An 18,744-nucleotide genomic window follows, 5' to 3' on the forward strand; every position below is an offset into this window, starting at 1 on the left:
CTGGACGGCCCGGGCATTGCCCGGGCCGTTTCAGGCTGAGATGCCCCTGATGTGAGCCGGTAATGACCAAATCCGAACTGATCGAAATCCTTGCGCGCCGCCAGGCGCACCTGAAGGCCGATGATGTCGATCTGGCGGTGAAGTCGTTGCTGGAAATGATGGGCGGATCGCTGGCCGCCGGGGATCGCATCGAAATCCGCGGTTTTGGCAGCTTCTCGCTGCACTATCGTCCGCCGCGCCTGGGCCGCAACCCGAAGACCGGCGAATCGGTTGCCCTGCCGGGCAAGCATGTCCCCCATTTCAAGCCGGGCAAGGAACTGCGCGAGCGGGTCAGCAGTGTGCTGCCGCTGGACGCCGATCCGGCCTGAGCCTTCCGTCGCGCCACCGCGTGCGAATCCAGCCGCGAGTCGGATAAGCTACGGACTCCTGCCACTGGAGCTGTCGCATGAAGGTTTTTCGTCTGCTGGTCCTGCTGGCGGTGCTGATCCTTGGATTGATCATCGGTGCGGTCAACATGACCGCGATGTCGATCAACCTGCTGTTTACCCAACTGCACACCTCGGTGGGCGTGGCCCTGATCGCCGCGCTGCTGGTCGGTGTCGTGGTCGGTGCCGGGCTGGTGCTGGTGAGCGTGGTCATTCCGCTCTATGGCCAGCTGCGCCGCGCCAACAAGTCCGCTGTCGCCTCGCCGGCACCGGTTGCTTCCCCCCAATCTTTTGATGGACGTTGATCGAAGATGGATTTCGTCACCGAGTGGTTCTGGTTCTTCCTGTTCGTTCCGCTGGCCGCCCTGGCCGGGTGGGTGATCGGACGGCGTGGTGGTCAACGCCACGGTGACAGCCAGGTCAGCCGCCTGTCGAGCACCTATTTCCGTGGCCTGAACTACCTGCTCAACGAGCAGCCGGACAAGGCCATCGAACTGTTCCTGCACATCGCCGAGCTGGACAAGGAAACCTTCGAGACCCAGGTCGCGCTGGGCCATCTGTTCCGCCGCCGTGGTGAAGTCGACCGCGCCATCCGCCTGCACCAGGGGCTGGTCAATCGCCATGACCTGAGTGATGCGCAGCGCGTACAGGCCCTGCTGGCCCTGGGCGAGGACTACATGAAGTCCGGCCTGCTGGATCGCGCCGAGACCGTGTTCACCGAGCTGGCGCAGCTGGATCAGCGTGCACCGCAGGCGCTCAAGCACCTGATCGGCATCTATCAGGCCGAACGCGACTGGGAAAAGGCGATCGACAACGCGACCCGTTTCGAGGACGTCACCGGCGAGCCGATGGGCAAGCTGATCGGGCAGTTCGAATGCGAACTGGCCGAACGTTTCCGTGGCGCCGGCAAGCTGGAAGAGGCGAGGGCGGCGATCGCCCGGGCCTACCAGGCCGACGCGATGTCGGTGCGCGCCGGCATCATCGAGGGCCGGCTGGAAACCGACGCGGGCAATCCCGAGGCCGCCGTCCGCGCCTTCGAGCGTGCCGCGCGCAACGACCCCGAATACCTGCCGGAACTGCTGCCGGCGCTGATGCAGAACTATCGCAAGGTTGGCGATCTGGCAGGCGCACGCGCGTTCCTGTCGGAGATGACCGAGCACTACCGCGGAATCGCCCCGGTACTGGCGCTGACCCGGCTGATGGAAGAGCAGGAAGGCGTGGCGCCGGCCCGTGCCTACCTCGGCCGCCAGCTCAAGGATCGCCCGTCGGTCCGTGGCGAATCCGCGCTGATCGACCTGACCCTCGCCGAGGGAGCCGATTCCACCGCCACCCTGCATGACCTCAAGCACATCACCGACCAGCTGCTGGTGCGCAACCCGGCCTATCGCTGCACGCGCTGCGGCTTCGGTGCGCGTACCCACCACTGGCAGTGTCCGAGCTGCAAGGAGTGGGGGACGGTCAAGCCGCTGCTGAACTACGCGGTGCTCTGATCCATGCCCTGGCTTGTAATGGGCGCGCTGCTGGGGCTCGCCCTGCTGAGTGCGTTGCTGACCTGGGCTGCACGCGGCTATGCGCTGCGCCAGCAGTTGATGGACCAGCCCGGCGAACGCCGCAGCCATAGCGTCGCCACCCCACGCGGTGGCGGCATCGCCATCGTCATCAGCCTGCTGGTGACTGCCGGCGTGGCCATCTGGGCCTGGCCCGAAAGCACGCCGACGGTGCTGGTGGCCAGCCTTGGGCTGGTGCTGGTGGCCGGCATCGGCTGGTGGGACGATCACAGGCCCCTGCCGGCGATGCGTCGCCTGCTGGTGCATTTCATCGCCGCAGCGCTGCTGGCCGGCCTGGTCAAGATGAATGGTGGCAGCTGGCTGCTGGCGGTGCTGGTGCTGCTGTTCACCGCCTCGCTGATCAACATCTGGAATTTCATGGACGGCATCAATGGCATTGCTGCCAGCCAGGCCGTCGTGGCGATGCTGGGGCTGGCGCCGGTGCTGCCGTGGCCGTACTCGCTGGCCGCCGTGGCCCTGGGCCTGGCCTGCCTTGGATTCCTGCCGTTCAACTTCCCTCGGGCCCGGATCTTCATGGGCGATGTCGGAAGCGGCGCGCTGGGGTATGCGGTCGCCGCCGTGCTGGCGCTCGCCAGCGTGCGCACCGATATCAACTGGATCCTGCTGCTGGTGCCGGTTTCGCCGTTCCTCGTGGACGCCGGCTTCACACTGCTGGCGCGCATCATTTCCGGACAACGCTGGATGGAACCCCATACCCAGCACGTCTACCAGCGCGCGGTGCAGGCAGGAGCCAGTCACCCCCAGGTGACAGGGATGTACTTTGCTTTGGGCCTGTTCAGTATTACAGTGTTCAATGTCTGCTCCAATTTGCAGCCGAGGTGGGAGGCTGCCGTGGCGATCACGTGGTTCATCGCGTTGAGCGTCCTCTGGCTCCTCCTGCGCAATGGAATGCGCCACCGACAAGGAAATACCTGACTTATGGCTTCACCCTGGCGGGACAGAATCCTCGGCCTGATGCCGCGTTCGGCCATCGTCTGCCACGACCTCTTCATGGTCTGGGCATGCTGGCAGTTGCTCCATGCAGGGCGCTACTCGATCCTGCCCAACGCCCCGGCACTGCCCCTGTGGAACGTCGATACCACCCTGGTCCTGTTGCTGCAGGGCCTGGTGTTCTGGCGCGTGGGCCTGTACCGCGGCCTGTGGCGGTTCGCCAGCGTCAGCGACCTGCTGAACATCTTCAAGGCCAGCTTCATCGGCATGGTGGCGATCGTCCTGGTGCTGATGTGGAAGCGCTTCGACGGCGTGCCGATGTCGGTGCTGGTGATCTATCCGTTCGCGCTGTCGGCACTGCTCGGCGCGCCGCGCCTGCTGTACCGCGCCTGGAAGGACTACCAGGCACTGCAGTCCGATTCCAGCGCCCGCCGCGTGCTGATCCTCGGCGCCGGCCAGGCTGCCGAAACCCTGGTGCGCGACCTGCGCCGTTCCGGCAACTTCGAGCCGGTCGGCCTGCTCGACGATGCACCGCACCTGCGTGGTGCCAAGCTGCAGGGCCTGCCGATCCTCGGCACCCTGGATGACGCGCCGACGGTGGTCCGCGAGACCGCTGCCAAGCTGCTGGTCATTGCCATGCCGTCGCTGGATGCCGCGGGCATGCAGCGTGTCGTCGCGATCTGCGAAAGCACCGGCGTGCCGTTCCGTACCGTGCCCAAGCTCAGTGACATCCTGCAGGGCCAGTCGCTGCCGGGCCAGTTGAAGGAAGTGGCGATCGAGGATCTGCTGGGCCGCAAGCCGATCATGCCGGACTGGAACCTGATCCGCGGCTGGTTGGGCGGGCGCACCGTAATGGTTACCGGCGCCGGTGGTTCGATCGGCTCGGAGCTGTGTCGCCAGTGCGCCCGGCATGGCGCCGGTCGCATCATCCTGCTGGAGATCAGTGAACTGCTGTTGCTGACCATCGAAGGCGAGCTGCGTCGCAGCTTCCCCGATGTCGAGATCGAGGCGGTACTGGGCGATTGTGGTGACCCGGCGGTGATCCGCCACGCGCTGTCGCTGCACCCGGTCGATACCGCTTTCCATGCGGCCGCCTACAAGCATGTACCGGTGCTGGAGCGCCAGCTGCGCGAAGCGGTGCGCAACAACATCCTGGCGACCGAGAACGTGGCCCGCGCCTGCCTGGAAGCGCGCGTGGAGCATTTCGTGTTCATCTCCACCGACAAGGCGGTCGACCCGGTCAATGCGCTGGGTGCCAGCAAGCGCTACGCCGAGATGATCTGCCAGAGCCTGGACCAGAAGTCCACGCATACCCGTTTCGTCACGGTGCGCTTCGGCAACGTGCTGGCGTCGGCTGGCAGCGTGGTGCCGCTGTTCCGCGAGCAGATCCTGCGTGGCGGGCCGGTCACTGTCACCGACCCGGAAGTCAGCCGTTACTTCATGACCATCCCCGAGGCCTGCCAGCTGATCCTGCAGGCGGCCGCCTCGGCGTCACATGGCGCGATCTACACCCTCGACATGGGCGAGCCGGTGCCGATCCGCGTGCTGGCCGAACAGATGATCCGCCTGACCGGCAAGCAGCCGTACAAGGATATCCAGATCATCTATACCGGCCTGCGTCCGGGCGAGAAGCTGCACGAGACGCTGTTCTATTCGGACGAAGACTACCGCTCGACCGCGCACCCGAAGATTCTCGAGGCCGGCGTGCGTACGTTCTCTCGGGATATGGTGCTGGGCAACGTCCCACGCCTGCGTGAGGCGATTGCCAGCTACGACACCGCCAGCATCCAGGAAATCCTGTTTGCGACGATGCCGGAGTTCTCGCCAATCGAACAGGATGCTTACATTTCATCCGCTAAAGTCGTGCCTTTTCCGGCACGTGAGGCCAACAGGCACCAATGAGCAAGCGAATTCGCAAAGCAGTTTTCCCGGTGGCAGGGCTGGGGACGCGTTTTTTGCCAGCAACCAAGACTGTGCCGAAGGAGATGCTGCCGATCATTGATCGACCGCTGATCCAGTACGCCGTGGATGAGGCGATCGAAGCCGGCTGCGACACGCTGGTGTTCATCACCAACCGCTACAAGCACGCGGTCGCCGACTATTTCGACAAGGCCTACGAGCTGGAGCAGAAGCTCGAGCGCGCTGGCAAGCAGGAACAGCTGGAGTTGATCCGGCACGTGCTGCCCAACGGCGTCCGCGCGATCTTTGTCACGCAGGCCGAGGCCCTGGGCCTGGGGCACGCGGTGCTGTGTGCCAAGGCGGTGATCGGCGACGAGCCCTTCGCCGTGCTGCTGCCCGACGACCTGATCTGGAACCGCGGTGCCGGCGCGCTGAAGCAGATGGCCGACCTCAACGAAGCCAGTGGCGCCAGCGTGATCGCGGTTGAAGACGTGCCGCACGAGAAGACTGCCAGCTACGGCATCGTCGCCACCGAGGCATTCGATGGCCGCAAGGGCCGTATTTCGCAGATCGTCGAGAAGCCGAAGCCGGAGGACGCGCCGAGCGACCTGGCCGTGGTCGGCCGTTACGTGCTCAGCCCGAAGATCTTCGAGCTGCTGGAGCAGACCGGCAGCGGTGCCGGCGGCGAGATCCAGCTGACCGATGCGATCGCGCAGCTGCTGAAGACCGAAGAGGTCGATGCGTACCGCTTCGAGGGCACCCGCTTCGACTGCGGCACGCATCTGGGGCTGGTGGAGGCGACGATCCGCTTCGCGCTGGACAACCCGAAGCTGGCTGGCCCGGCGCGGGAGAAGCTGGCGGCGATGTTGGCGGAGTAAGGTTTATCAAGCGCTCCGCCAGCGCCTTCCTGCCAAAGTGGGGGAGGCGCGGGCAGGCCGCTGCAGGACACGCCGTAAACCCCCCTCCGGGGTCCGGCCCAGCCGCTGGCGGCTGTGCGTTCGGGCGCTTGCGAAGCAGTGCTTCGCAAGCAAAGCGCCCTCACCCATGGGGGCTCGATGGCGCCATCCATGGCGCCAACGGTCCTGCAGCGGCCTGCCCACGCCTCTCGACAGTTTCCTGCGGGCGCGGACGGGAAGGGCGGAATCAAGGTCAAGAGCAAAAGCAAAAAGGCAGCCGGTGGCTGCCTTTTTTGTTTCCGCGAGCGTCGAGTCGGGGTCGGATCCCTTTGCGTAGCAAAGGGCTCTGACCCCAGCTCTTGATCCTGCCTTTGCTCACCCCTCCGCCGCGCGGAATGATGGATGGCGCGGGTGGGTGAGGCTGACCGGGACTGTCAGCGGCATGGATGCCGCTGCCAAGCCCCCAGGGACGGGTTCACGGCGTGTCCCGGGCAGCCTCACCCACCCGGGCCCCACAGCCAACCAGCAATCAGCCGGCAAAGCCTTGAACCTTACAGCGCTTCGAAAATACCCGCCGCGCCCATGCCGGTGCCGATGCACATCGTCACCATGCCGTACTTCTGCTGGCGACGACGCAGGCCGTGCAGCAGGGTCGCGGTACGGATTGCGCCGGTCGCGCCCAGCGGGTGGCCCAGGGCAATCGCGCCGCCCAGCGGGTTCACCTTGCCCGGGTCCAGGCCGCAATCGCGGATCACGGCCAGCGACTGCGCGGCGAACGCTTCGTTCAGTTCAATCCAGTCCAGCTGGTCTTGGGTCAGGCCGGCCTGCTTCAGTGCCTTCGGAATCGCGGCAATCGGGCCGATGCCCATCACTTCCGGGCGCACGCCGGCCACCGAGAAGCTGACGAAACGGGCCAGCGGGGTCAGGCCGTAATCCTTGATCGCCTGCTCCGAGGCCAGCAGCACGGCGCCGGCGCCATCGCTCATCTGCGACGAGTTGCCGGCGGTGACGGTGCCGCCGAACTGGCCGTTGCGGAACACCGGCCGCAGCTTGGCCAAGCCTTCAGCCGAGGAGTCCGGGCGCGGGCCTTCGTCGGTGTCGGCGATCTTGTTGCGGGTGATGATGCGCTGGCCGTCGGCCAGGTCCGGCAGGTGCGAGACGATCTCGTACGGGCTGATCTCGTCCTTGAACTCGCCGCTCTGGATCGCGGCCATGGCCTTCTGGTGCGAGGCCAGGGCGAAGGCGTCCTGGTCTTCGCGCGAGACCTTCCACTCTTCAGCCACCTTCTCGGCGGTGATGCCCATGCCGTAGGCGATGGCGACGTGGTCGTTGTCAAACACGCTCGGCGCCATGGCGATCTTGTTGCCCATCATCGGCACCATCGACATCGACTCGGTGCCACCGGCCAGCATCAGGTCGGCGTTGCCCAGGCGGATCGCGTCTGCGGCCTGCGCCACGGCCTGCAGGCCGGAAGAGCAGAAGCGGTTCACGGTCTGCGCCGCGATGGTGTTCGGCAGGCCGGCCAGCAGCACGCCGATGCGCGCCACGTTCATGCCCTGCTCGGCTTCCGGCATGGCGCAGCCGATGATCGCGTCATCGATGCGGTTGACGTCCACGCCCGGGGCCTGGGCAACGACGCTGCGCAGCACGTGCGCAAGCATGTCATCGGGGCGGGTGTTGCGGAACATGCCCTTGGGCGCCTTGCCGACCGGGGTACGGGTGGCGGCGACGATGTAGGCGTCCTGGATTTGCTTGGTCATTGCAGTGATCTCTCGAATTTTTTAGCCGGAGTGCCGACCAACGGTCGGCACCCACCAGAGGCAGAGGAGTGCCGACCAAGGGTCGGCACCCGCCATCAATCAGTTACGCAGCGGCTTGCCGGTCTTCAGCATGTGCGCGATGCGGGCCTGGGTCTTTTCCTGCTGGGCCAGTTCGACGAAGTGCTTGCGCTCCAGGGTCAGCAGCCACTCTTCGTCGACCAGGGTGCCGCGGTCGACCTTGCCGCCGCACAGCACGGTGGCGATGCGCTCGGCGATCTCGTAGTCGTACGGGCTGATGAAACGGCCTTCCAGCATGTTGACCAGCATCATCTTGAAGGTGGCGATACCGACGTCACCGGCGACCTGGATGCGGCGTGCCGGCAGCGGCGGACGATAGCCCGCTTCGGCCAGGGCGCGCGCTTCGGCCTTGGCGATGTGCAGCGCCTCGTAGCTGTTGAACACCACCTTGTCGGTGCTGCGCAGCAGGCCCAGTTCCTTGGCGTTGACCGCCGAGTTGGACACCTTGGCCATCGCCACGGTCTCGAAGGTCTTCTTCAGTTCGGCGAACACGTCGCCGCCCGGGCCCGCGGCCTGCGAGGCGCGCACGGCCAGTTCCTTCAGGCCACCACCGGCCGGCAGCAGGCCGACGCCAGCCTCGACCAGGCCGATGTAGCTTTCCAGGAAGGCCACGGTCTTGGCGCTGTGCATCTGGAACTCGCAGCCGCCACCCAGGGCCAGGCCACGCACGGCAGCCACCACCGGCACCAGCGAGTACTTGATGCGCTGGCTGGTGCGCTGGAAGTTGGCAACCATTTCTTCGAACTGGTCGACCTTGCCGGCCTGCAGCAGGCCCAGAGCGCCGGCCAGGTCGGCACCGGCGGAGAAGGGTTCCTTCTGCTGCCAGATCACCAGGCCCTGGAAGTCCTTCTCGGCGCGGCTGACGCATTCCTGCAGGCCGTCCAGCACCTGGTCGGACACGGTGTTCATCTTGGTCTTGAAGCTGACCACGGCGATGCCATCACCGTCGTGCCACATGCGCAGGCCGTCGTTCTCGAACACGGTCTCGCCCGGCGCGAACTTCTCGCCCAGCAGCGGATCCGGGAAACGCTGGCGCTGGTACACCGGCAGCGACGAGCGCGGCAGCTTGGCGTTGCGCGACGGGCTGTAGCTGCCTTCGGCGGCATGCACGCCGTCGCGGCCATCGAACACCCAGTCCGGCAGCGGGGCGTTGCTCATGCTCTTGCCGGCGACGATGTCATCGGCGATCCACTGCGCGACCTGCTTCCAGCCGGCGGCCTGCCAGGTTTCGAACGGGCCCAGCGACCAGCCGTAGCCCCAGCGGATGGCCAGGTCGACGTCGCGCGCGGTCTCGGCGATGTCGGCCAGGTGATAGGCGCTGTAGTGGAACAGGTCGCGGAAGGTCGCCCACAGGAACTGCGCCTGCGGGTGCTGGCTCTCGCGCAGCTTGGCGAACTTCTCGGCCGGGTTCTTGATCTTCAGGATCTCGACCACTTCCGGTGCAGCGGCGCGGTCGGCCGGGCGGTAGTCCTGCTTCTCCAGGTCCAGCACCACGATGTCCTTGCCGACCTTGCGGAAGATGCCGGCGCCGGTCTTCTGGCCCAGCGCGCCCTTGGAAATCAGCGCGTCCAGCCACTTCGGCGACTTGAAGAATTCATGCCACGGGTCATTCGGCAGGGTGTCGCCCATGGTCTTGATGACGTGGGCCATGGTGTCCAGGCCGACCACGTCGGAGGTGCGGTAGGTGGCCGACTTCGGGCGGCCGACCAGCGGGCCGGTCAGGCCGTCCACTTCATCGAAGCCCAGGCCGAACTGCTGGGTGTGGTGGATGGTGGACAGGATCGAGAACACGCCGATGCGGTTGCCGATGAAGTTCGGGGTGTCCTTGGCGTACACCACGCCCTTGCCCAGGGTGGTGACCAGGAATTCTTCCAGGCCTTCCAGCACGGCGGCGTCGGTGGTGGTGGCCGGGATCAGCTCGGCCAGGTGCATGTAGCGCGGCGGGTTGAAGAAGTGCACGCCGCAGAAGCGGTGGCGCAGCTGCTCGGGCAGCACGTCGGCCAGCTTGTTGATGCCCAGGCCCGAGGTGTTGGAGGCCAGCACCGCGTGGTCGGCCACGAACGGCGCGATCTTCTTGTACAGGTCCTGCTTCCAGTCCATGCGCTCGGCGATGGCCTCGATGATCAGGTCGCAGTCCTTCAGCTGCTCCAGGCCGGACTCGTAGTTGGCCGGGGTGATGGCTTCGGCCAGCGACTTGCTGGCCAGCGGTGCCGGGCTCAGCTTGCCCAGGTTGGCGATCGCCTTCAGCACGATGCCGTCGGCCGGACCTTCCTTGGCGGGCAGGTCGAACAGCACGGTGTCGACGCCAGCGTTGGTGAGGTGGGCGGCGATCTGGGCACCCATGACGCCGGCACCCAGCACGGCGGCGCGGCGGACTAGCAGGGAATTGGACATGGTGTAGGGCCTTTGTTGGTCAGCAGTTACTGGGTGGAATCAAAGGGAAGCGGGCAGGGCGCTGGCGCGAGCGGCGGCGCGGAACCCGGCTTCGGCGAAATGGATCAGTTCGTGGGCGGCATGGGCACGATGCGCCGCTTCGGTGACACCGGCGGGACGCTTGATCAGCCCGAAGTCGGCCATGGCATAGGTAAGCGAGCCGGCCAGGAAGTCCAGGCGCCAGTACAGCTCTTCCTTGCTCAGGTCGGGCACGCACTCGCCGATGGCTTTGCCGAACGCGCGCAGCACGTGGCCGTAGTGGTCGGACAGGAATTTGCGCAGGTTGTCGTTCTTCTCGGCGTAGGCGCGGGCGATCACGCGCACGAAGGCGCCGCCGTTCTGGCGGTCCTGGGCCAGCGCCAGTGCCGGTTCGACGAAGGCGGCCAGCACCGGGCGCAGCTGCCCGGGGTGTTCGCTGCGGGCGCGCTCGAGCTGCGACAGGCGGGCGCCGGTCATCTCGTCCATGCGGCGGCGGAACACCTCGTTGACCAGGTTTTCCTTGGAGCCGAAGTGGTAGTTGACCGCAGCGATGTTGACGTCGGCCTGGCTGGTCACCTGGCGCAGCGAAGTGCCGGCGAAGCCGTGCTGTGCGAACAGCTCCTCGGCCGCGCCGAGAATGCGGTCCTTGGTCGAGAAGTGGGCGGGTTTGGCCATCGGCGGGCAGACCTTAATCAAACGATTGTTTGATACTAGGACCAGACGGTACCGTATGGCATTTTGCAGTGCAGCAAAATCCTGTCGCCCGGTTACAAGGGATTCAGTAGTGCCAGCCCATGGCTGGCAACGCATGATCCTGAATGGGCAGGCTCCGGCGCTCGATATCCCGCATCCTGCCTGCCAGCCATGGGCTGGCACTACTGCACGGGATCTTTTACAATTCGCCTACGTTTATCAGGCTAAGCCCGCGTCCCGACGCGGGTTTTTTTCATGTTACCCTTCGGGCCATCAGCGGCCCGATTCCATTGGAGACATCCCATGGCGCTGGAGCGCACCCTTTCGATCATCAAGCCGGACGCCGTTGCCAAGAACGTCATCGGCGAAATCTACGCCCGCTTCGAGAAGGCCGGCCTGAAGGTCGTGGCCGCCAAGTACAAGCAGCTGTCGCGCCGTGAAGCCGAAGGCTTCTACGCCGTGCACCGCGAGCGTCCGTTCTTCAACGCGCTGGTCGAGTTCATGATCTCCGGCCCGGTGATGATCCAGGCCCTGGAAGGCGAGAACGCCGTCCTGGCCCACCGCGACCTGCTGGGCGCCACCAACCCGAAGGAAGCCGCTGCGGGCACCATCCGCGCCGACTTCGCCGAATCCATCGATGCCAACGCCGCCCACGGCTCGGACTCGGTCGAGAATGCCGCGATTGAAATCGCCTACTTCTTCGCCGCCACCGAAGTCGTCTCGCGCTGAGAGTAATGCCGTGAACGAGGTCGTACAGTCCCCCGCCATCCAGCCGCTGCCGAAGTCGGCACCCACGGCTGGCAAGCAGAACCTGCTCGACCTCGATCGCGCGGGCCTGGAGAAGTTCTTCGTCGAGGTTCTTGGCGAAAAGAAGTTCCGTGCCCATCAGGTGATGAAGTGGATCCACCATCGCTACGTCACCGACTTCGATGAAATGACCGACCTCGGCAAGGTCCTGCGCGCCAAGCTGCAGGCCCATGCCGAGGTGCTGGTTCCCAACATCGTGTTCGACAAGCCCTCCGCCGACGGCACCCACAAATGGCTGCTGGCGATGGGCGTGGATGGCAAGAACGCCATCGAGACCGTGTACATCCCGGACAAGACCCGCGGCACGCTGTGCGTGTCCTCGCAGGTCGGTTGCGGCCTGAACTGCACGTTCTGCTCCACCGCCACCCAGGGCTTCAACCGCAACCTGACCACTGCCGAGATCATCGGCCAGGTGTGGGTTGCCGCACGCCACCTGGGCAACGTGCCGCACCAGATGCGCCGCCTCACCAACGTGGTGATGATGGGCATGGGCGAGCCGCTGATGAATTTCGACAACGTCGTGCGCGCCATGAGCGTGATGCGCGACGACCTGGGCTACGGCCTGGCCAACAAGCGCGTGACCCTGTCGACCTCCGGCCTGGTGCCGCAGATCGACCGCCTGTCCGCCGAAAGCGACGTGTCACTGGCGGTGTCGCTGCATGCGCCGAACGACGCGCTGCGCGAGACCCTGGTGCCGCTCAACAAGAAGTACCCGATCGCCGAGCTGATGGCCTCGTGCGCACGCTACCTGCGCGCCAACAAGCGCCGCGAGTCGGTCACCTTTGAATACACCCTGATGAAGGGCATCAACGACAAGCCCGAGCATGCCCGCGAGCTGGCCCGCCTGATGCGCCAGTTCGACAACGCGGTGCAGGCCAAGGATTCGGGCAAGGTCAACCTGATCCCGTTCAACCCGTTCCCGGGCACCCGCTACGAGCGTTCGGAAGAAGCGCACATCCGTGCCTTCCAGAAGATCCTGCTCGACAGCAACGTGCTGACCATGGTCCGCCGCACCCGTGGCGACGACATCGACGCCGCCTGTGGCCAGCTCAAGGGCCAGGTGATGGACCGCACCCGCCGCCAGGCGGAGTTGAACAAGACGCTGCAGGCGGGGAAGGGGAGCGATGCCGCGGCCTGACCGCCTCTGGCTGGTTCTGTTCGCAGGCGTGCTGGCCGTTGCGGTCGGCGGCTGCAAATCCCATCCCAAGGCCAAGCTCGGGCCGAGCCAGGCGCCGGTCTATTCGGTGGGTGACCCGGAAAGCGTGCGGCGCGAAGTGCGCTGGCGCGACCTGTTGACCCTGGCGACGCGCGACATGCAGGTCGGCAATCTCGACGCCGCCGAGCGCAAGGTGCGCGAAGCACTGAAGCTGGCGCCCGAGGCTCCCGATGCGCTGGTGCTGCAGGCCGGTATCGATGACCGTCGTGGCCGCACCCGCCAGGCAGGCGAGAATTTCCGCAAGGCCGCCGAGCTGGCGCCGCAGCGCGGAGACGTGCTCAACAACTACGGGGCCTGGCTGTGCCAGCAGGGCCAGCCGGCCGAATCGCTGGCCTGGTTCGACCGCGCGCTGCAGGCGCCGGGCTATGCCACCCCGGGCGAAGCGCAGGCCAACGCCGGCAGCTGCGCACTGGACGCTGGACAGCTCGAACGTGCCGAACGCGACCTGCGTGCGGCGCTCGTCGCAGCTCCGGCCAACCCGGTCGCGCTGGAGTCGATGGCCCAGCTGAGCTTCCGCCAGGGCCGCTTCATGGAGGCCCGGGCCTTCGCCGAACGTAGGATTGCGGCTGCACCCGCAACACGTTCCGTGTTACAACTTGCGTCTCAAATCGAAGCGAGGCTGGGCGATCGGGCGGCATCTGATCGTTATCTGCAGCGGATTCGACAGGAATTTCCGCAGGAAGCGGGCTCCTAACTCCAGGGTTGATGCATTGTGATTGATGACCAGACTGTGAGCGCTCTCGAGACTGCGGCCGGCTGCGGCACCCGCCTGCGCCAGGCCCGTGAAGCGGCCGGACTGACCCTCGAAGATGTCGGCTCGCGCCTGCGCATGCCGGTCCAGGTGGTCAAGTCGCTGGAAGAGGAACAATGGCAGAAGCTGGGGGCGCCGGTGTTCGTGCGCGGCCAGCTGCGCAGCTACGCGCGCCTGCTGGACGTGGACGTGGGCCAACTGCTTGAACAGGCCCAGGTCGGCCCGGTGGTTCCGCCCACCCTGGTCAGCCATACCCACACCCCGCGTGCGCGCCGCATCGCCGAGAACCTCGGCCGGCGCGTGCTGTACGTCGGCATCACCGCCGTGCTGGCGGTGCCGGTGTGGTTCGCTACCCGTGGCCACTTCGACGGCAGCGCGACCCCGTCGCCGAGCACCGCCTCGCTGGACGTGATCCCGGCCGCCGTGCCGGTCACCCCGTCCGCAGCCGGTGCCGAGGCTGTCGCGCCGGCCGAAGCGGCCACTTCCCCGGCCAGCAAGCCGGCGGCGACCCCGTACGTGGCCTCCCTGGCCCCGGTGCCGCGCCCGGCGCCGGCCCCGGCGGTCGCCGGCAATGCGCTGGAAATGCAGTTCAGCGGCGACAGCTGGGTCGACATCGGCGGCCCGGACGGCAGCACCGTCGAGAAGGCGCTGATCAAGTCCGGCGAGACTCGCAGCTTCACGCCGGGCCAGGTGACCCGGGTGACCCTGGGCAACGCCTCGGCGGTCCAGGTTCAGCAGAACGGCGCTATCGTCGATCTGACCCCCTACCAGCGAGCCAACGTGGCACGCTTTCAGGTATCCTCTGAAGGCTCCGTAGTCCCGGTTTCGCACTGAGGCGCGGTTTCACCACCTTCGATTAATCCCAATGGTCCCTCCCGACGGGCGGGGCGAGAGTACGCATGGCGATCGACGATCTGCTCGACGAGCACGAACAAAGTGAACGCGTCCGCAGCTGGCTGCGGAAGAATGGCGCCAGCATCCTCGGTGGCGTAGTCATCGCCATCGGTGCCATTGCCGGCTGGCAGTGGTACCAGAAGGATCAGGGCGGCAAGCTGGCCTCGGCCAATGTCGAGTACCAGAAGGCCCTGCAGGGCCTGCAGCAGAACAAGCTTGACGATGCCGCCAAGGCGGTCAAGGCGCTCGAAGCCGGCCCGTCCAGCATCTACGGCGACCTCGCGGCGCTGCAGCTGGCCAAGGCCCAGGTCGACGCCGGCAAGAACGAAGAAGCACTGGCCACCCTGCGCAATGTGAAGGTCGAGGGTGACCTGCAGCGCGTGGTCGACCAGCGTGTGGCCCGCCTGCTGGTGGCTACCGGCAAGAGCGACGAGGCGATCAAGCTGCTGGGCAGCGCCACCGACAGCAGCAGCCTGGAAATCCATGGCGATGCGCTGATGGCGCAGGGCAAGCGCGATGACGCCCGTGCACAGTACGAGAAGGCGCTGAAGACGCTGGACGTGGCAGCGCCGCAGCGGCGCCTGCTGGAAACCAAGGTTATGGACGCCGGCGGCACGGTCGCCGCCCCTGCGGAGTCGGTTTGATGAGTCAGAAGGTCATGATCACCCGCGTCGCCACCGTGCTCCTGATGGGCATGGCCCTGACCGGCTGCAGCACCATGAAGGGCTGGTTCGCCGGCAAGGACGCGGCCGCGAAGAAGGCACAGGAACCGGCTGAGCTGGTCAAGTTCGAGCCGACCCTGAAGGTCAGCAAGGCCTGGTCGGTCAACCTCGGCAAGGGCGAGCGCCGCATCGGCGTGCGCCAGGGCCCGGCGGTGGCCAACGGCCACGTGTTCGCTGCGGCGATCACCGGTGGCGTGCACGCCATCGACCTGCAGACCGGCAAGAAGGTCTGGACCTGGGAGCCGAAGAAGGAAAAGAAGAAGGCCAAGCTGCGCCTGTCCGGCGGCCCGGGTGTCGGTGAGAACCTGGTCGTGATCGGCACGCTGGATGGCCAGGTCATCGCGCTGGACATCAACGATGGCAGCGAGAAGTGGCGCGCCCGCGTTCCGGGTGAAGTCATCGCCGCGCCGGCCGTTGCCCAGGGCATGGTCTACGTGCGCAGCAACGACGGCCGCGTCACCGGCTTCGATGCCGGCAACGGCACCCAGAAGTGGTTCAACCCGAGCGAACTGCCGGCGCTGACCGTACGCGGCAACGCGCCGGTGGTGACCGGCCCGGGCGTGCTGTTCATCGGCAAGGACGAGGGCGCGGTTGCGGCCCTGGCCCAGCAGGATGGCCGCACCCTGTGGGAACAGAACCTCGGCAACGGCGAAGGCCGCACCGAGCTGGAGCGCATGGCCGACGTTGACGGTGCTCCGGTGCTGGAGGGCAATACCCTCTACGTGAGCAGCTTCAAGAACCAGACCATGGCCATCGAAGGCCCGACCGGTCGCCCGCTGTGGGCGCGCGACCATGGCGGTGCCGGTGGCGTGGCGGTGTCGTCGGGCAATGTGTTCGTCACCGACAACAAGGGCGGCGTGTTCGGCCTGGACAAGGCCAGCGGCGCTGCCATGTGGTCGCAGACCGCACTGGCCCGTCGTTCGCTGACCGGCCCGGCGCTGCACGGCGACTACGTGGTGGTCGGCGACTACAAGGGATACGTGCACTGGTTGCAGGCATCCGATGGTGCGATGGCGGCACGGGCAAAAAGTGGCGGCGACGCCCTGCTGGCCCAGCCGGTCGTCGCAGACGGGGTGCTGCTGGTGCAGAACGTTGATGGCAAGCTGACCGCCTTCCGGTTGGCAAATTAAAAATTGGAGTAATCGCGATGCTGCCTTTGGTCGCCCTGGTTGGACGGCCGAATGTCGGCAAGTCGACTATTTTCAATGCGCTTACGCGCACCCGTGACGCGCTGGTCCATGACCAGCCCGGCGTCACCCGCGACCGCAATTACGGTGTCTGTCGTCTGGACGAGGACAATCATTTCCTCGTCGTCGACACCGGCGGTATCGCGGAAGAGGAAGAGGGACTGGCAGGGGCTACCACCCGCCAGGCCCGCGCCGCTGCGGCGGAAGCCGACCTGATCCTGTTCGTGGTCGATGCCCGTGAGGGAACGTCGGCGATGGACGACGAGATCCTGGCCTGGCTGCGCAAGCTGTCGCGCCCGACGCTGCTGCTGATCAACAAGATCGACGGCACCGACGAGGACACCGTGCGTTCGGAGTTCGCCCGTTACGGCTTCGGCGAGATGCTGACCGTGTCGGCCGCGCATCGTCAGGGCCTGGACGACCTGCTGGACGAAGTGATCCAGCGCCTGCCGGAAGAAGGCAGCGGCGAAGAGCTGGACAACGATCCGAACCGCATCCGCATCGCCTTCGTCGGCCGCCCCAACGTGGGCAAGTCGACGCTGGTCAACCGCATCCTCGGCGAGGAGCGCATGATCGCCTCCGACGTGCCGGGCACCACCCGCGACTCGATCGCCGTGGACCTGGAGCGTGACGGCCGCGAATACCGGCTGATCGATACCGCCGGCCTGCGCCGTCGTTCGCGCGTGGACGAGGTCGTCGAGAAGTTCTCGGTGGTCAAGACCATGCAGTCGATCGAGCAGTGCCAGGTGGCCGTGCTGATGCTCGACGCCACCGAAGGCGTGACCGACCAGGACGCCACCGTGCTCGGTGCCGTGCTCGACGCCGGCCGCGCGCTGGTGATCGCCATCAACAAGTGGGATGGCCTGACCGAGTACCAGCGCGAGCAGGCCGAAACCATGCTGTCGCTGAAGCTGGGCTTCGTGCCGTGGGCCGAGTCCGTGCGCATCTCGGCCAAGCATGGCTCGGGCCTGCGTGAGCTGTTCCGTGCGGTGCACCGCGCGCACGAATCGGCGAACAAGACCTTCACCACCAGCGAAGTGAACAAGGCGCTGGAAGTGGCGTACGAGACCAACCCGCCGCCGACCATCCGCGGCCACGTCTCCAAGCTGCGTTACGTGCACCCGGCTGGGGCAAACCCGCCGACCTTCATCGTGCACGGCACGCGCCTGAAGGAACTGCAGGAATCGTACAAGCGCTACCTGGAGAACTTCTTCCGCAAGCGCTTCAAGCTGATCGGCACGCCGGTGAGCTTCATCTTCCGCGAGGGTACCAACCCGTACGAGGGCAAGAAGAACGTCCTCACCGAGCGGCAGGTCAAGGCCAAGCGGCGCTTGATGAAGCACGTCAAGGGCAAGTGATTCACGAGAAGGCGGCCTGAGGGCCGCCTTTTTCGTTCGCGCTTTGTGGCCGCCTTCCTCAGGCGTGGCCCCACGGCAACAGCACGCCACGGAACCTCATCCTTCCCGACGACAGGCGGTCATACGCCTCGGTCGCGCGGTCCAGGTCAAAGGTCTCGACCATCGGCTTCACCTTGCCGGCGGCGGCAAGCTGCAGCACTTCGCTGAGGTAGTGCTGGCCACCATGGGTGGCGCCGATCACGCGCTGGCGCATCATGTGGAACGGCACGCCTTCGGACGAGATCGAGAAGGGCTGGCTGAAGTCCAGGCCGCACAGCACAACGCGCCCGTCGACACGCAGGCCGGTCATCGCTTCTTCGGCCGAGCTGAATTCATTGGTGGTCACCAGCAGTACGTCGGCGCCACCGATGGCCTTCAGCTCCTTGCCGTTGGCCACGACCTGGTCAGCGCCCAGCTGCTGGGCGAGCGCATGCTTGTCTGCGGAATGGGTGATGGCGATGGTCTCGAAGCCGCAGGCCTTGGACAGCTGCAGGGCGACGTGGCCCAGTCCACCGATACCCAGTACCGCGATCTTCTCCCGTGGCTGGGGCGCCGCATCGCGCAGCCCGCTCCAGGTGGTGTAACCGGCACACATCATCGGCGCGGCGTCCACGTAGGAGAGGCCGTCAGGCAGCAGTACCGTGCCCTCGGCAGAGATGGCGATGTACTGTGCGTGTCCACCCTGCGCGGCGAAGCCGGTGGTGCGGGGTGCATCGCAGTTCATCGCGGTCTGCCCGGACAAGGGGCGGCTCTCGCGGCAGTAGGGGCATCGGCCGCATGCGGATTGGACCCATGAGGTGCCCACGCGATCGCCCACCCGGCGCGTGTGCACGCCCGCGCCCACTTCCACGACCTCGCCGACCACTTCATGCCCTGGTGTCTGCGGGTAGATGTCGCCGCCATAGCCCTGGGTTGCCCACACGTCCGTGTAGCACATGCCTGATGCGTGGACCTTGACCAGCACCTGGCCCGGTTCGATCACGGGCATCGGGACGTCCTGTACCTGCCACGGCGCATTCGGCCCGGTCATCACAACCGCTTTCATCGTTTTCATCGTCTTGATCCTGTCCCGGTGGGTGAGCGCCGAGGGCGTGTGCCCGCGGACACCC

The 18,744-nt window shown here is 66.3% G+C and carries 17 protein-coding genes; 13 read left to right on the forward strand and 4 right to left on the reverse strand.

The annotated features are described in order from the left end of the window. Nucleotides 1-62: 62 nt before the first annotated feature. The 6 genes from ACUZUJ_RS09370 (at nucleotide 63) to galU (ending at nucleotide 5,700) form a co-directional block, all read left to right on the forward strand. Nucleotides 63-368, forward strand: coding sequence for an integration host factor subunit beta (locus ACUZUJ_RS09370; protein ID WP_049445746.1), 306 nt, complete (start codon nucleotides 63-65; stop codon nucleotides 366-368). 77 nt (nucleotides 369-445) lie between these two features. After that, nucleotides 446-730 (forward strand): lipopolysaccharide assembly protein LapA domain-containing protein, encoded by a 285-nt coding sequence (locus tag ACUZUJ_RS09375; RefSeq protein ID WP_014036895.1) that lies wholly within the window; start codon nucleotides 446-448, stop codon nucleotides 728-730. Between the two features lie 6 nt (nucleotides 731-736). Next, nucleotides 737-1,915 carry a lipopolysaccharide assembly protein LapB gene (gene lapB, locus ACUZUJ_RS09380; RefSeq protein WP_005416232.1) on the forward strand — a complete coding sequence of 393 codons (1,179 nt, stop codon included), beginning with the start codon at nucleotides 737-739 and terminating at the stop codon, nucleotides 1,913-1,915. A 3-nt stretch (nucleotides 1,916-1,918) separates the two neighbouring features. After that, complete coding sequence (locus tag ACUZUJ_RS09385) at nucleotides 1,919-2,908, forward strand: MraY family glycosyltransferase (RefSeq protein ID WP_049445748.1); 990 nt, start codon at nucleotides 1,919-1,921, stop codon at nucleotides 2,906-2,908. A gap of 3 nt (nucleotides 2,909-2,911) precedes the next feature. After that, nucleotides 2,912-4,825 (forward strand): polysaccharide biosynthesis protein, encoded by a 1,914-nt coding sequence (locus ACUZUJ_RS09390; RefSeq protein WP_049445750.1) that lies wholly within the window; start codon nucleotides 2,912-2,914, stop codon nucleotides 4,823-4,825. Further along, nucleotides 4,822-5,700, forward strand: coding sequence for a UTP--glucose-1-phosphate uridylyltransferase GalU (gene galU, locus ACUZUJ_RS09395; protein ID WP_049445751.1), 879 nt, complete (start codon nucleotides 4,822-4,824; stop codon nucleotides 5,698-5,700). Before ACUZUJ_RS09390 ends, galU begins: the two co-directional genes overlap by 4 nt. Nucleotides 5,701-6,269: 569 nt before the next feature. Here the strand turns inward: galU and ACUZUJ_RS09400 are convergent. From ACUZUJ_RS09400 to ACUZUJ_RS09410, 3 genes are all read right to left on the reverse strand, one after another. Further along, nucleotides 6,270-7,478 carry an acetyl-CoA C-acyltransferase gene (locus ACUZUJ_RS09400; protein ID WP_101765315.1) on the reverse strand — a complete coding sequence of 403 codons (1,209 nt, stop codon included), beginning with the start codon at nucleotides 7,476-7,478 and terminating at the stop codon, nucleotides 6,270-6,272. 99 nt (nucleotides 7,479-7,577) lie between these two features. Then, nucleotides 7,578-9,950: a 3-hydroxyacyl-CoA dehydrogenase/enoyl-CoA hydratase family protein gene (locus ACUZUJ_RS09405; protein WP_014036899.1), complete on the reverse strand. Its 2,373-nt coding sequence runs from the start codon at nucleotides 9,948-9,950 to the stop codon at nucleotides 7,578-7,580. A 39-nt stretch (nucleotides 9,951-9,989) separates the two neighbouring features. Continuing rightward, on the reverse strand, nucleotides 9,990-10,643 hold the full coding sequence (locus ACUZUJ_RS09410) for a TetR/AcrR family transcriptional regulator (protein WP_014646856.1): 654 nt from the start codon (nucleotides 10,641-10,643) through the stop codon (nucleotides 9,990-9,992). A gap of 321 nt (nucleotides 10,644-10,964) precedes the next feature. On the opposite strand from ACUZUJ_RS09410, the gene ndk reads away from it, so the two are divergent. The 7 genes from ndk (at nucleotide 10,965) to der (ending at nucleotide 17,596) form a co-directional block, all read left to right on the forward strand. Then, the gene (gene ndk / locus ACUZUJ_RS09415; protein ID WP_008265389.1) at nucleotides 10,965-11,390 is read left to right on the forward strand and encodes a nucleoside-diphosphate kinase; all 426 of its coding nucleotides are present in this window, start codon (nucleotides 10,965-10,967) and stop codon (nucleotides 11,388-11,390) included. Nucleotides 11,391-11,400: 10 nt separating this feature from the next. Beyond that, nucleotides 11,401-12,606 (forward strand): dual-specificity RNA methyltransferase RlmN, encoded by a 1,206-nt coding sequence (gene rlmN / locus ACUZUJ_RS09420; protein WP_510468081.1) that lies wholly within the window; start codon nucleotides 11,401-11,403, stop codon nucleotides 12,604-12,606. Beyond that, complete coding sequence (gene pilW / locus ACUZUJ_RS09425; protein WP_432591611.1) at nucleotides 12,593-13,378, forward strand: type IV pilus biogenesis/stability protein PilW; 786 nt, start codon at nucleotides 12,593-12,595, stop codon at nucleotides 13,376-13,378. Before rlmN ends, pilW begins: the two co-directional genes overlap by 14 nt. An 18-nt stretch (nucleotides 13,379-13,396) precedes the next feature. Next, on the forward strand, nucleotides 13,397-14,269 hold the full coding sequence (locus tag ACUZUJ_RS09430; RefSeq protein WP_458220267.1) for a RodZ domain-containing protein: 873 nt from the start codon (nucleotides 13,397-13,399) through the stop codon (nucleotides 14,267-14,269). A gap of 65 nt (nucleotides 14,270-14,334) precedes the next feature. Beyond that, nucleotides 14,335-14,973 carry a YfgM family protein gene (locus tag ACUZUJ_RS09435; protein ID WP_032960761.1) on the forward strand — a complete coding sequence of 213 codons (639 nt, stop codon included), beginning with the start codon at nucleotides 14,335-14,337 and terminating at the stop codon, nucleotides 14,971-14,973. Beyond that, the gene (gene bamB, locus ACUZUJ_RS09440) at nucleotides 14,973-16,181 is read left to right on the forward strand and encodes an outer membrane protein assembly factor BamB (protein WP_014036904.1); all 1,209 of its coding nucleotides are present in this window, start codon (nucleotides 14,973-14,975) and stop codon (nucleotides 16,179-16,181) included. Before ACUZUJ_RS09435 ends, bamB begins: the two co-directional genes overlap by 1 nt. Nucleotides 16,182-16,198: 17 nt before the next feature. After that, entirely contained in the window at nucleotides 16,199-17,596 is a 1,398-nt protein-coding gene (gene der, locus ACUZUJ_RS09445; protein ID WP_014036905.1) for a ribosome biogenesis GTPase Der, read from the forward strand. A gap of 58 nt (nucleotides 17,597-17,654) precedes the next feature. Here the strand turns inward: der and ACUZUJ_RS09450 are convergent, their stop codons facing one another. After that, nucleotides 17,655-18,689 (reverse strand): alcohol dehydrogenase catalytic domain-containing protein, encoded by a 1,035-nt coding sequence (locus ACUZUJ_RS09450; protein ID WP_458220266.1) that lies wholly within the window; start codon nucleotides 18,687-18,689, stop codon nucleotides 17,655-17,657. Between the last annotated feature and the right edge of the window lie 55 nt (nucleotides 18,690-18,744).

The sequence above is a fragment of the Stenotrophomonas sp. S4 genome, assembly GCF_054187805.2.

Excerpts from the sequence above, each read along its gene's own strand:
- ACUZUJ_RS09370 (WP_049445746.1), top strand. The coding sequence starts at position 63 with ATGACCAAATCCGAACTGATCGAAATCCTTGCGCGCCGCCAGGCGCAC.
- ACUZUJ_RS09375 (WP_014036895.1), top strand. The coding sequence starts at position 446 with ATGAAGGTTTTTCGTCTGCTGGTCCTGCTGGCGGTGCTGATCCTTGGA.
- lapB (WP_005416232.1), top strand. The coding sequence starts at position 737 with ATGGATTTCGTCACCGAGTGGTTCTGGTTCTTCCTGTTCGTTCCGCTG.
- ACUZUJ_RS09385 (WP_049445748.1), top strand. The coding sequence starts at position 1,919 with ATGCCCTGGCTTGTAATGGGCGCGCTGCTGGGGCTCGCCCTGCTGAGT.
- ACUZUJ_RS09390 (WP_049445750.1), top strand. The coding sequence starts at position 2,912 with ATGGCTTCACCCTGGCGGGACAGAATCCTCGGCCTGATGCCGCGTTCG.
- galU (WP_049445751.1), top strand. The coding sequence starts at position 4,822 with ATGAGCAAGCGAATTCGCAAAGCAGTTTTCCCGGTGGCAGGGCTGGGG.
- ACUZUJ_RS09400 (WP_101765315.1), bottom strand. The coding sequence starts at position 7,478 with ATGACCAAGCAAATCCAGGACGCCTACATCGTCGCCGCCACCCGTACC.
- ACUZUJ_RS09405 (WP_014036899.1), bottom strand. The coding sequence starts at position 9,950 with ATGTCCAATTCCCTGCTAGTCCGCCGCGCCGCCGTGCTGGGTGCCGGC.
- ACUZUJ_RS09410 (WP_014646856.1), bottom strand. The coding sequence starts at position 10,643 with ATGGCCAAACCCGCCCACTTCTCGACCAAGGACCGCATTCTCGGCGCG.
- ndk (WP_008265389.1), top strand. The coding sequence starts at position 10,965 with ATGGCGCTGGAGCGCACCCTTTCGATCATCAAGCCGGACGCCGTTGCC.
- pilW (WP_432591611.1), top strand. The coding sequence starts at position 12,593 with ATGCCGCGGCCTGACCGCCTCTGGCTGGTTCTGTTCGCAGGCGTGCTG.
- ACUZUJ_RS09435 (WP_032960761.1), top strand. The coding sequence starts at position 14,335 with ATGGCGATCGACGATCTGCTCGACGAGCACGAACAAAGTGAACGCGTC.
- bamB (WP_014036904.1), top strand. The coding sequence starts at position 14,973 with ATGAGTCAGAAGGTCATGATCACCCGCGTCGCCACCGTGCTCCTGATG.
- der (WP_014036905.1), top strand. The coding sequence starts at position 16,199 with ATGCTGCCTTTGGTCGCCCTGGTTGGACGGCCGAATGTCGGCAAGTCG.
- ACUZUJ_RS09450 (WP_458220266.1), bottom strand. The coding sequence starts at position 18,689 with ATGAAAACGATGAAAGCGGTTGTGATGACCGGGCCGAATGCGCCGTGG.